This is a genomic window from Stenotrophomonas panacihumi (assembly GCF_001431645.1).
Lineage (GTDB): Bacteria > Pseudomonadota > Gammaproteobacteria > Xanthomonadales > Xanthomonadaceae > Stenotrophomonas_A > Stenotrophomonas_A panacihumi.
In genome coordinates this window covers 1-12,516 of the sequence record NZ_LLXU01000091.1, presented here as the reverse complement: position 1 = coordinate 12,516, position 12,516 = coordinate 1, and the positions used below count along the sequence as shown (strand labels likewise).

The 12,516-nt window shown below is 70.2% G+C and carries 9 protein-coding genes and 1 pseudogene; 4 read left to right on the top strand and 6 right to left on the bottom strand.

The features are described from left to right. Nucleotides 1-30: 30 nt before the first annotated feature. Nucleotides 31-420 (bottom strand): DUF4870 domain-containing protein, encoded by a 390-nt coding sequence (locus ARC20_RS11575; protein WP_057647246.1) that lies wholly within the window; start codon nt 418-420, stop codon nt 31-33. Nucleotides 421-495: 75 nt separating this feature from the next. Beyond that, nucleotides 496-1,863 (bottom strand): metalloprotease PmbA, encoded by a 1,368-nt coding sequence (gene pmbA / locus ARC20_RS11570; protein ID WP_057647244.1) that lies wholly within the window; start codon nt 1,861-1,863, stop codon nt 496-498. A gap of 62 nt (nt 1,864-1,925) precedes the next feature. Between pmbA and yjgA the strand changes: the two genes are divergently transcribed. Further along, the gene (yjgA, locus tag ARC20_RS11565) at nt 1,926-2,501 is read left to right on the top strand and encodes a ribosome biogenesis factor YjgA (protein WP_057647243.1); all 576 of its coding nucleotides are present in this window, start codon (nt 1,926-1,928) and stop codon (nt 2,499-2,501) included. Nucleotides 2,502-2,566: 65 nt separating this feature from the next. On the opposite strand, the gene tldD is transcribed toward yjgA, so the two are convergent. After that, the gene (tldD, locus tag ARC20_RS11560) at nt 2,567-4,012 is read right to left on the bottom strand and encodes a metalloprotease TldD (RefSeq protein WP_057647241.1); all 1,446 of its coding nucleotides are present in this window, start codon (nt 4,010-4,012) and stop codon (nt 2,567-2,569) included. Nucleotides 4,013-4,113: 101 nt separating this feature from the next. Here tldD and ARC20_RS11555 point away from each other — a divergent pair, with 101 nt between their 5' ends. After that, the gene (locus ARC20_RS11555) at nt 4,114-4,866 is read left to right on the top strand and encodes a DUF6065 family protein (RefSeq protein ID WP_057647238.1); all 753 of its coding nucleotides are present in this window, start codon (nt 4,114-4,116) and stop codon (nt 4,864-4,866) included. Between the two features lie 191 nt (nt 4,867-5,057). Here the strand turns inward: ARC20_RS11555 and ARC20_RS11550 are convergent, their stop codons facing one another. From ARC20_RS11550 to ARC20_RS11540, 3 genes are all read right to left on the bottom strand, one after another. Beyond that, complete coding sequence (locus ARC20_RS11550; protein WP_057647236.1) at nt 5,058-8,933, bottom strand: YhdP family protein; 3,876 nt, start codon at nt 8,931-8,933, stop codon at nt 5,058-5,060. Nucleotides 8,934-9,054: 121 nt separating this feature from the next. Beyond that, nucleotides 9,055-10,542 (bottom strand): ribonuclease G, encoded by a 1,488-nt coding sequence (gene rng, locus ARC20_RS11545; RefSeq protein WP_057647235.1) that lies wholly within the window; start codon nt 10,540-10,542, stop codon nt 9,055-9,057. Further along, nucleotides 10,542-11,114, bottom strand: coding sequence for a Maf family nucleotide pyrophosphatase (locus tag ARC20_RS11540; protein WP_057647289.1), 573 nt, complete (start codon nt 11,112-11,114; stop codon nt 10,542-10,544). The genes rng and ARC20_RS11540 overlap by 1 nt, the downstream gene beginning before the upstream one ends. Before the next feature lie 120 nt (nt 11,115-11,234). Between ARC20_RS11540 and ARC20_RS11535 the strand changes: the two genes are divergently transcribed. After that, entirely contained in the window at nt 11,235-11,960 is a 726-nt protein-coding gene (locus ARC20_RS11535) for an SIMPL domain-containing protein (protein WP_057647233.1), read from the top strand. Nucleotides 11,961-12,263: 303 nt separating this feature from the next. After that, nucleotides 12,264-12,516: pseudogene (locus ARC20_RS11530) on the top strand (energy transducer TonB); the annotation flags it as partial.

The following is a 12,516-nucleotide window of genomic DNA, read 5'->3' as shown; positions in this document are numbered from 1 at the left end:
GGCCTTTTGCGTGTCCATCGAAGGACGCGATTACTTGATCAGGCGCAGCGTGACCGGATAGCGATAGGTCTCGCCGTTGTTGGCCTTCACCGCGGCCAGGATGCAGAACACCACGTTGGCGATCCACACCAGGAAACCGAGGAAGGACAGCAGGCCGAACGACACCAGCGTCAGGATGAAGCAGGCCACGTAGGCGATGGCGATGGTGATCTGGAAGTTCAGCGCTTCCTTGGACTGGTCGGTGGCAAACGGCTTGGACGGATTGGCGTCCTTGCTGATCAGCCAGATCACCAGCGCGCCGACGAACCAGGTCAGGATCCCCAGCAGGTGGGCGACCAGCGCCAGCGTGCGTTCCTCCTGCGGCGCGGCGGTGGTCACCGGCGGCGGCGGGGGAGACGCGGAAGTGTCATATTCGCTCATCGTTCGTTCCTTGGCATGAGAGGGCGCTGGCACTGTCGGCGGGCGGCCCCGATCCTGTCAAGACGTGTGGCTGGCTCAGCCCTCGCCGGCCACGGTCATGCCGTCCACCAGCACGCTGCCGATGTGGATGTGCGAGCGGGTGTCGATGTCCGCGCCGACCGCCGCGATGCGTTGGAACATCTCCCGCAGGTTGCCGGCGATGGTGACGTTGTCGACCGGGTGGCTGATCGCCCCGTTCTCGATGAGGAAGCCGCCGGCGCCACGCGAATAGTCGCCGGTCACCGCGTTGACGCCCTGCCCCATCAGCTCGGTCACCAGCAGCGCGCGCGACTGCCCGGCGATCAGTTCGGCCAGGTCCTTCGCATTCGAGGACACGCGCAGGTTGTGCACGCCGCCGGCATTGGCGGTGGTCTGCAGGCCGAGCCGGCGCGCCGAATAGCTGCCGAGCACGTAGCGCTGCAGCACGCCGCCGGTGACCAGCGCCGAATCGCGCGTGGCCACGCCGTCGCCGTCGAACGCGGCCGAGCGCAGGCCGCGGCGCAGGTGCGGGCGTTCGTCGATGTCCAGCCAGTTGGGGAACAGCGACTGGCCAACGCTATCGAGCAAGAAGCTGGCGCGCCGGTACAGCGCCCCGCCGGAGACCGCGCCGAGCAGGTGGCCGATGAGCGAGCGCGAGACCTCCGGGGCGAAGATCACCGGCAGCTGCGCGGTCGGCAGCGAACGGGGCTGCAGGCGCGCCACGGTGCGCTCGGCCGCGCGGCGGCCGATGGCCTGCGGGGACTGCAGGTCCTCGCGGGCCAGCGCGCTGCTGTACCAGCCATCGCGCTGCATGCCCTCGCCCTGGCCGGCGATCAACGCGCAGCTGATCGAATAAGAGGTGCCGCGCTCGCGGCCGATGAAACCATGCGAGTTGGCGTAGACCGACAGGCTGGCGTGGCGGCCCATCGAGGCGCCATCGGAATTGCCGATGCGCGCGTCGGCTTCGCGGCCGGCCGCTTCGCAGGCCAGCGCCAGGTCCACGGCGGCGTCGGCTTCCAGCGCCCACGGGTGCCAGCTGTCGAGGTCGGGGAACTCGCGCGCCATGAGCTCGGCATCGGCCAGGCCGGAGGCCGGGTCGTCCTCGGTGTGGCGGGCGATGGCGCAGGCCTGGGCCACGGTGGCCTCCAGGCTGGACTCGTGCAGGTCGGCGGTGCTGGCGCTGCCCTTGCGGTGGCCGAAGTAGACGGTGACCGCGATACCGCGGTCGCGGGTGGATTCGACCGTCTCGACCTCGCCGAGGCGGACGTTCACGTCCAGGCCGCTTTCTTCGCTGCAGCTCACCTCGGCCTGGCTGGCGCCCAGCGCGCGGGCGCGCGACAGCAGGCGTTCGGACAGCTCGGACAGGCGGTCCAGGCGGGCCTGGCTGTCGTCGGCGGCGTGAAGATCGGGGGAGATCGCGTTCAATGCTTTATCCTGTGCGGGTAAATGCCGCGCGTTCGTCGCGGCCATGAAGAATTGGAAAGACGATGCGCGGACGTGACGAAGAAACCGGTGAATTCCTGGGCAGCAGCCGCAGCCAGCAACGGCGCGAAGCGCTGGAAGTGCTGGCCCTGGGCGAGAAACTGGTGGCGCTGACGCCGGCCCAGCTCTCGCGCCTGCCGGTGCCCGAATCGCTGATCCCGCACATCGAGGAAGCGCGCCGCATCACCGCGCACATCGCCCACAAGCGGCAGCTGGCCTTCCTGGCCAAGCAGATGCGCCGCGAAGAGGACGAGACGCTGGAGAAGATCCGCGACGCGCTGGACGCCAACAGCGAGACCTCGCGCCGCGAAGTGGCCACGATGCACCGCATCGAGCGCTGGCGCGAGCGCCTGCTCGCCGAGGGCGACGAGGCGCTGACCGAGCTGCTGGAGGAATACCCGCAGGCCGACCGCCAGCACCTGCGCGCCCTGCTGCGCAACGCGCGCGAGGAAAAGCTGCGCAACAAGCCGCCGCGCGCGTTCCGCGAAATCTTCCAGGTGCTGCGCGAACTGGCGCGCACGCCCGAGGATGACGACGCCGGCGAAGACGCCGACGACGCGCACGAGCGCGACGAAGACTGAGCCCCGCGGCGCGGCACTTCGCCGCGCACCCCGCCCGTTCCCTGCCATGGCGCGCATCCGCGCCCTCAGGCCTGGGTGCCGCCGACGGTGAGGCCGTCCAGCAGCAGCGACGGCTGGCCCACGCCCACCGGCAGGCTCTGGCCGTCCTTGCCGCACACGCCGACGCCTTCGTCCAGCGCCAGGTCGTTGCCGACCATGCGCACCTTCTGCATGGTCTCCGGCCCGTTGCCGATCAGCGTGGCGCCCTTGACCGGCGCGGTGATCTTCCCGTCCTCGATCAGGTAGGCCTCGGTGGCCGAGAACACGTACTTGCCGCTGGTGATGTCCACCTGCCCGCCACCGAAGTTGACGGCGTACAGGCCCTTCTTCACCGAGCGGATCATCTCCTGCGGGTCGTGCTGGCCGGCGAGCATGTAGGTGTTGGTCATGCGCGGCATCGGCAGGTGCGCGAAGGATTCGCGGCGGCCGTTGCCGGTCGGCGCCATGCCCATCAGGCGCGCGTTGAGGGTGTCCTGCATGTAGCCCACCAGCACGCCGTCTTCGATGAGCGTGGTGCAGTTCGTCGGCGTGCCTTCGTCGTCGACGTTGAGCGAACCGCGGCGGCCGGGCAGCGTGCCGTCGTCGACGATGGTCACGCCCGGCGAGGCCACGCGCTGGCCGATGCGCCCGGCGTACACGCTGGTGCCCTTGCGGTTGAAATCGCCTTCCAGGCCGTGGCCCACCGCCTCGTGCAGCAGCACGCCGGGCCAGCCGGCGCCCAGCACCACCGGCATCGTGCCGGCCGGCGCGGCCACCGCTTCGAGATTCACCAGCGCCTGGCGCAGCGCCTCGCGGGCGAACGCTTCCGGACGGCCATCGGCGAACAGCTCGGCGTAGCCATAGCGGCCACCGCCACCGGCGTAGCCGCTCTCGCGGCGGCCCGCATGCTCGACGATCACCTGCACGTTCAAGCGCACCAGCGGACGCACGTCGGCGGCGAGCACGCCGTCGCTGCGCGCCACCAGCATCGTGTCCACGCCGCCGGACAGGCTCACCATCACCTGCTTCACCCGCGGATCGGCCGCGCGCAGGAACTGGTCCAGGCGGCGCAGCACGTCGAGCTTGGCGGCGTTGTCGAGGTCGTCGATGGGATCGGTGGCCGGATACAGCGCGCGGCCGTGGCCGCCCACCAGCGCACGCGCCGGCTGCGCGCCGCCATCGCGGGAGATCGCCCGCGCCGACTGCGCCGCGGCCTGCAGCGCCTCGCGCTGGATGTCATCGGAATACGCGAAGCCGGTCTTCTCGCCGGAGATCGCGCGCACGCCCACGCCTTGTTCGATGGAATGCGCGCCGTCCTTGACGATGCCGTCCTCCATGCTCCAGCTCTCGCGGCGCGAATGCTGGAAATACAGGTCGCCGAAATCCACCCCGGGCCCGAGCAGGGTGCCGAAGGTGCGGTCGAGGTGGCCGGCATCGAGGCCGGCGGGGAGCAGCAGCCGGGTTTCGGCCAGGGCGAGAGCGTTATCGGTCATGCGTGCAGGATGGGGGCCGGCGCCCTCGCGCACAAGCCGCGATGTGGCGGAAACGTGCGCAAACGCGGGACACTGCGGTCATGTCCCGGCCAGGAAAGCCGATGAAGTTGACCGCCTACGTCCTCGATGGCCACACCCTGGACATCCGCCCCGCCCCGCGCGAACGCGACTGGATGGATGCCACCGAACAGCACTACGCCTACCGCTGCCTGCCGCTGGCGATCGCCAACTCGCACGGCTGGGAACTGCTGTGCCAGACCGGCTTCATGGCCGAGTGGACCGGCGGCAACGCCCTGCAGGACGTGCGCATCTACGCCGACCCGGGCACGCATGCCCCGGCGGTGAGCCACTTCGGCTACGGCGTGCTGACCTTCCACGTCCCGTGCCTGTTCCGTACCGAAGAAGGCGTTGACCTGATGGTGGGCGGCCCGGTGAACCGCCCCAAGGACGGCATTGCCGGCCTGACCGGCATCGTCGAGACCGACTGGAGCCCTTACACCTTCACCATGAACTGGCGTTTCACCCGCCCGGGCCGCGTGCGCTTCCAGGCGGGCGAACCGTTCTGCCACCTGTTCCCGCTGCAGCGCAGGATGCTGGACGACTGCAGCGCCGAATGGCGCCCGCTTTCCGACGAACCGGATCTCGAACGCCTGTATACCCAATGGACGCAAAGCCGCGGCCAATTCCTGCAGGACCTCAACGACCCGAACTCGGATGCTTCGCGTGAAAGATGGCAACGCGGCTATTTCCGCGGCGTGACCGGCGACTCGCCGACGCCGGAACCGGGCCACCGCACGAAACTGCGTCTGCCGGGATTCATCCGCGCCGAAGAAGACCCAGCGAAGAAGGATTGAAGCGTCGCTTCGTGAAGCGCCGGGAAGGTATCGGGCGAGCGGTGGGCAAGCCTCATCGGGACCGTTGGCGACATGGATGTCGCCGACGAGCCCCCATGGATGGGTTCACGGCGTGTCCCGATGAGGCTTGCCCACCGCTCGCCGCGCGACCAGCCCACCGCGGCTCTGCATGGAAAACCACTCAAGACCCCCTAGTCCTTCGGATCAGCCTTCTTCCCGGAGGCAGGCGTGGCCTCCGCCTCGTCGTGCTCCTCGCGCCCGACGACCTCGACCTTCGGATCCTTCCAAGGCCCGGTCACCCGATAAGTACGCGCCCCCAGCTCGCCCAGCGGCTTGGACAACACCGCATTGGCCGCGGCGCCCACGGCGGCCCCGACCGGCCCACCGGCCACCGCGCCGACCACCGTCAGCAGGTTGCCGGACTTGGGATGCACATCGATCGTCTGGTCGAACTGCTGCGCGCGCAGGTCCGCCGCCCCGCGGATATCGATATCCGCCGCCGGCCCTTCGATGCGCACCTTGCTCGTCTGCGCCAGCCCGTTATCGAACCGCACCTCGCCATCGACGCGATTGAAGGCGAACCCCTTCGAGAAGAAATCGCGGAAATCCAGCATCAGGCGGCGCGGCAACTGCGCCACGCTCAACAGCCCGAGCACGCGCCCGGCTCCGGGCTCCACCTCCAGCAGCTGCCCATTGCGCGCCGCCACCTTCAGGTTGCCCTCCAGCTCGGCCAGCTTGAACCCGGTGGGAGACCCCGGCCAACCCGCATCGAGCTGCAACTCGCCCTCGCCGGCGCGCAGCTGCCCACCGAAGCCCAGGTCGCGCACCAGCTCGCCGAGATTGCGGCTATCCAACCGCGCCGACAGCCGCGTCGTCGCCGCCTCGCCCTTGCCGCGCCACGCACCGGTGAGCGCGATGTCCTGGTCGGCCGAATGCAGTTGCAACTGGTCCAGCTGCAAGCCATCCGTCAGCCGGCGCGTCCGCAGCACCGCCTTGCCGAGTTTCAGTTTGCCCAGCTGCAGGTCCGCCACGTCCAGCGACAGTGGCGGCAGCTTGGCCGGGTCCACCTCGTCCACCGCCTTGCGCTGCGGCTCGGGCAGCGTCTGCGCCAGCGCGCCGCTGGCGGCCGCATCGTCGCTCGGGGCCGGCGTGGCCGGCGCCGCCGCCGACTGCCAGTACACCCGTTGCAGGTCGCCGCGCACCAGCGCACCGTCCGCGTTGGGCACCTGCAGGCTGCCCTGCAACGAAGGCCCATCGAGCTGCACCGTCACCCCATCGTGCTGCGGCTTCAGGCGCAGGCGCGTCTGCGCGAATGCCCCGCCGATCAGCAGCAGGCGATCGGCCTGCACATCCACCTGCTGCAACGGCAGGCTGTTGGCATCGCCGCCCTCGCCGTCACCACCGCGCGCCAGGCTGATCCAGTCCATCGCGTCGAGCGAATCCGTATGGCCGGTCACGACCAGCCCGTGCTCGGGCGGCGCATCGGTGACGGTGTCGCTGCCCATCACCACGCGCACGCCGGTGCGGTCCTTCTGCGTCACCGCCTTCAGCGCCACCAATTGGCCGAACGCCACGTCGACCTCGCCACTGCCCAGCGGCAGCGCGACATCCACGCGCGTGGGCAGCGGGCGCTCGGCGGGTTTGTCGAGCGGCGCCGGAAGATCCAGCGTGGTGCCGACCAGGTCCGAATCCAGCCGCAGGTGGCTGGCCGGCTCCGGCTTGCCGGGCTGCGCACGCGGCAGGCTCACGCCGACATTCCAGTGCGAGGCGCCGCGCACGTACGGCCGCAGCCATTCCATCTGCGGCGCGCGGTCGAACAGGTCCTTGGCGTCGAGCACCGAACCGTAGCGCGCCTCGAAAGCCTGGCTGGGATCCTTGACCGGCGCGCCCGCGCGCAGGTCCAGCGTGCCGGTATTGCCGTTGTGGCGCACCGCCAGCCCTTCGGCGGCGAAGCCCTCGCTGCTGTAGTCCGCCGTACCCTGCACCTGGTCGAACGCCAGGTCCCAGCGCTTGTCGGCGAGCTTGGCGTCCTGCAGCGCGACCTGTCCCTTCAGGTGCCCGCCCGGGCCACCGTGCAGCATCAGCAACAGGTCGAAGCTGGTGCTGGCCGGGCCACTGACGCTGACGTTGTCCAGCGTGTCGCCATAGCTGGCGTGCAGCGGGCTGCGCCGCAGCACCGACAGCAGGCGCGCCGCGTCGGCATTCGTCTGCGCGCGCACGTACAGCTGGCCTTCGCCGAAATCGGGGATGCCGGCCTCGAACTGCTCCACCGGCGCGCCGGCCAGGTCGCCGTGGCCGTGCAGCGTGAAGCCATTGCCGATGAAGGCGACATCGGCGTCGACCTTCTCCATCGCCGGCCACTCCTTCTGGAAGCGGATCACGCCGTCGCGGATATGCCCGGTCGCCTCGAAGCGGCCGTCCTGCTGGTCGAACGGCCAGTCGTCCAGGTCGCCGCTGACCAGGCCCACGCCCTCGGTCAAGGTGCCGCCGGCCAGCGCCATGTCGAGCCAGTCGATCGCGTGCTGGCTCATCTTGCCGTGGATCCAGAACTTGCTGGCGACCGGCACCTGCGCCTCGTCCAGATCGGCGGCGAGGTCGATGCGCGGGCGGCTGCCGTCGTTCTGGAACCACATGCCGCCGCGCACGTTCGCGGCGTAATCGTTCGACTGCACGCGCAGCGCCGGCGTGGCTACCCGCCAGCCGCCGCCCTCGCGCCAGCCGACGATCTCGCCGGCCAGCCGCACGTCGTGCACCACGCCGAAGCCCCACGGCCAGTCGAAGCGCACCTGCGACGTCGGCACGGGGCGCAGGCGCACGCCGTCGGCATCGCCTTCGAATTCGCCCTGCAGGCCACTCAGCCCCGGCGCGTGGCCGGCGCTGGCGAAGGCCAGTTCGTCCAGCCGGCCTTCGGCCCACAGCTTGCCGCCCTGCTCGCCGGAGAGCTGCAGGCGACCCAGCCGCAGCGTGGGCCGCGACTGCTGCAGCCAGCCTCGCAGGCCGGGGTCGACCTGGTCGGTGAGGCCGAGCACGGCCAGCAGCGGGGTGGCGTCGAGATTGCGCCCACTCACCGCGTAGCGATGGCCGCTGGCGAGGGAGAGGGTGTCCAGCGGCTGCACCTTGCCGCCGGTGGTGATGCGCAGCAGCGGGGCGTCGATGCGCCAGCCGTCGGCGGTGGTGCGCCAGCGCAGGCTGGCCTGCAGGCGGTCCCAGGCCACGGTCGGCGCCGGGCCACCGGCTGCGGGGGTACCGCGCAGGCGCACGCCGTCGAGGTCGGCCTGGGTGGTCACCGCCACGATGCGGTTGGCGCGCAGTTCGGCCCATACCTGCGCGCGGCCTTCGCCACCGGCCAGCTGCACGCCGGCGGCCTTGAGCAGCGGCGCCCACGCGGCCAACTCGGCCGGCGAGGCGGCCGCATACGCGGTGCCGTTGCCGGCATGGCGGTCGAAATCCAGCACCGCGCTGAGCGGGGCGTGCGCGGTGTCGATCCAGGCGCGGCCGCCGGCGCGCACCTGGTGCCCGCTGACGCGCAGGCGCAGGTCGATGCGCGGCAGCACGGTGTCGATGCCGATGCCCGGGGCGTGGATCCGCAGGCGGCCACCGACCACCTGCAGCTCGCCGAGGCGCCGCAGGGCGTCGAGCGGGTCGCCGCTGCCGGTGCTGGGCAGGCCTTGCACCGACCAGGCGCCGTCGTCGGCGCGCTGCAGGGTCAGGGCCAGGTTGCGCAGGCGCAACTCGGTGAGCGAACGGCCCGGCAGCAGGCCCGAATACATGGCCACCAGCACCTCGGCCTCGCCGACCTGCACGCCGTCGCGCGCGCCGATGCGCAGGCCCTGCAGGCGCAGCAGCGGGCCGCGGCGGGTCCATTCGGTACGCATGGCATCGAAGTGCACCGGCTGGCCGGCGCGGGTGCTGAGCCAGGCCTCGACCTTCTGCGGCTGGCGTTCCACCAGCGGCAACACCTGGCTGAGCGCACCCACCAACAGGGCGACCAGCACCACGCCCAGCGCCAGCGCGTAGCTGGCATAGCGGCGGGTCAGGCGCAGGCGGCGGCGCAGCGGGGTGGGCATCAGGAACCGGGAACGGGACGACGGGCAGGAACGAGCCGCACAGCATGCCAGCTGCGGGCCGAACTCCACCGCAACGGCATCACGAAAGTCCCTTCACATCGCCGGGCGACCCGGCCGGCCTTCACAACAGCACCACGTCGAACTGCTCCTGCAGGTACTGGTCGTCGGACTGGAAGCTGATGCTCTTGCCGAGGAACTCCTCCAGCTCGGCCACCGCGGTGGACTCCTCGTCGGTGATGCGCGCCACCACCTTGGGCGAGGCGATCACCAGCAGGCGGGCGGCGTCGAACTGGCGCACCGCGCGAGTGATCTCGCGGAAGATCTCGTAGGTCACCGTCTCGGTGGTCTTGATGCTGCCGCGGCCGCCGCATTCCGGGCACGGCTCGGACAGCTGCCGCTCCAGGCTCTCGACGGTGCGCTTGCGGGTCATCTCCACCAGGCCCAGCGGCGAGAAATCGTAGACGGTGGTCTTGGCGTGGTCGCGCGCCAGCGACTTCTCCAGCGTGCGCAGCACCTGGCGGCGGTGCTCGGGGTCGTCCATGTCGATGAAGTCGATGATGATGATGCCGCCGAGGTTGCGCAGCCGCAGCTGGCGCGCCACCGACTGCGCCGCCTCCAGGTTGGTGCGGAACACCGTCTCCTCGAGGTTGCGCTGGCCGACGAACGAGCCGGTGTTGACGTCGATGGTGGTCATCGCCTCGGTCTGGTCGATCACCAGGTAGCCGCCGGACTTCAGCGGCACCTGCTTCTCCAGCGCGCGGCCGATCTCGTCCTCCACGCCGTACAGGTCGAAAATCGGGCGGTCGCCGGCATACAGCTCGATGCGCTCGGCCAGCACCGGCATGTACTTGGCCACGAAGGCCTGCAGCTGGGAGAAGGTCTCCTTGGAGTCGACCTTCACCTTGTCCACGTCCTTGCGGATCAGGTCGCGGACCGAGCGCAGCGGCAGGCTCAGGTCCTCGTAGATGATGCTGCATGTCGGCGACTCGCGGCCGCGGCGCTCCACCACGTTCCACACGCGCGACAGGTAGGCGATGTCCTCGGCCAGCGCCTCGGCCGGCTGCCCTTCGGCGTTGGTGCGGATGATGTAGCCGTAGCCGCCGTGGCTGGCGGCCAGCTCGGTGACGATGCCCTTCAGGCGCGCGCGTTCGGACTCGTCCTCGATGCGCGCCGACACCCCGACCACCTTGGACTGCGGCAGCAGCACCAGGTAGCGCGAGGGAATGCTGATCTGCGTGGTGAGGCGCGCGCCCTTGCTGCCGATGGGGTCCTTGACCACCTGCACCACCACGTCCTGGCCATCGCGCAGCAGCTCGACGATGGGCACGGCGGTGGCCGGGGTGAGCGGCGGCTCGCCGGATTCGACCACGCCCGGCGCGGCCGCGCGGACCACGTCGTTGGCGTGCAGGAAGGCGGCCCGTTCCAGGCCCACCTCCACGAAGGCGGCCTGCATGCCGGGCATCACCCGCTGCACCTTGCCCTTGTAGATGTTGCCGACCACGCCGCGGCGCCAGCCGCGTTCGATGTGCAGCTCCTGCAGCATGCCGTTCTCGATCACCGCCACGCGGGTCTCGCGGGGGGTCACATTGACCAGGATCTCTTCCGACATCAGGGCGCTCCGTGGGGGTTGAGCAGTTGCGAGGTCTGGTACAGCGGCAAGCCCATCACCCCGGAGTAACTGCCCTCCAGGTGCTGGACGAAACTTTCGGCAAGGCCCTGGATCGCATAGGCGCCGGCCTTGCCCATCGGCTCGCCGGTGGCGACGTAGGCGGCGATGGTGGCGGCGTCGAGCGGCGCGAAGCGCACCTTGGACACCACCGTTTCCACCCGTTCGGCGCCGGCGGCATCGACCAGCGCCAGCACGGTGACGACCTCGTGGGTGTGGCCGGAGAGCGCTTGCAGCATCGCCGCCGCGTCATTGGCATCGGCCGGCTTGCCGAACACGCGCTGGCCGAGGATCACCTCGGTATCGGCGGCCAGCACGCGCGCGGCGGGGTCGTCGGCACGCACCGCGGCCAGGCCGGCGCGGGCCTTGTCCAGCGCCACGCGGCGGACGTAATCGTGGGCCGGCTCGTCTGCGCCGCGCACCTCCGGCACGTCCAGGTCGACGACCTGGAAGGGGATGGCGAGGCGCTGCAGGAGTTCGGAACGGCGGGGGGAACGGGAAGCGAGCCAGAGCATCGGCGAAGCATAACCCGCGGCCCCGCGCGACCGCGCCATGACGCTCGGCCCACGCACGGCTCACAGCCGGTTCATCGTTCCGAAACCAGTCTGATCGCGCCCATCCTCAAGGAACGTCGAATGCGCGCCCTCAAGCCGTTGCTGCTTGCCCTGTCCCTTTCCCCGCTGGCCCTTGCCATGACCGCCCAGGCCCAGACCGCCCCCGCCTACACCCTTCCCGCCGACGCCACGATCCTCAACGTCTCCGCCGACGCCGAGGCCAGCCGCGTGCCGGACATCGCCCGCCTCTCGGCCGGCGTCGTCACCCAGGCCGCGGACGGCAACACCGCCATGCGCCAGAACGCCGAGCAGATGACCAAGGTGGTCGCCGCGATCAAGGCGGCCGGCATTGCCGAGAAGGACGTGCAGACCAGCGGCATCAACCTCAGCCCGCAGTACCAGTACAAGGAAGGCGAGGCACCGAAGATCACCGGTTACCAGGCCAGCAACACCGTGAGCCTGAAGGTGCGCGACGTCTCGCGCCTGGGCAAGGTGCTTGATGCCCTGGCCGCGCAGGGCGCCAACCAGATCAACGGCCCGAGCTTCGAGATCGACAACCCCGAACCGGTGTACGACGAAGCCCGCATCGCCGCGCTGAAGAAGGCGCAGCAGCGTGCCGAGACCTACGCCCGCCAGCTGGGCCTGAAGGTGCGCCGCATCGTGAGCATTTCCGAAGGCCGCAGCGGCGGCGTGCGCCCGGTGATGATGATGGCCCGCGCGCAGAGCGCGGCGATGGACACCCCGGTATCGCCGGGTGAAACGACGCTGTCGGTCAACCTGGACGTGACATTCGAGCTGGCCAGGTAACAAACAACACACAGCAAACACTCGGGGCCGGCCAAACCGGCCCCGTTTTTTTTGGAGCCCTCCGCGGCCCCGCTGTCCCGTCCCGTTCGCGCTGGCCTGCCGCCCGGGCGCTGCGCGACGCCAATCGAAAGGCCGCGCTTCAAGCGCAAACCCGAACGAAAGCAAAACGCCCACACCCCAAGCCCTATCCAGCCAACCAAACCCGAGCCAATGATCGAACCGCAGGCGTGCCTCCGGTGGCAGCGTCTTCCGGGGACATCCGTGCAGCATCACTCCGCAGTTCCTTTTCCAAGGAGGTGGGACATGGTTCGCACGCAATATTCGCCGTTTGCCTTCCGCTTCGACCCTTCGCGCATCCTCGCCCTGAGCACGGCGATCGCCCTGCACCTGCTGGCCTTGTTGCTGCTGCTGATCCCGCTGAGCCACCGCGCCATGCCGCCGGCCCCGCAGCCGGTGACCCCACGCTGGCAGATGCCGATCACCGTCCCGACCCCGCCCGTGCCGATCCCGATCGCCCCGAACGAACCGCGCCCCGTGCAGCCACCCACCCCGCTCC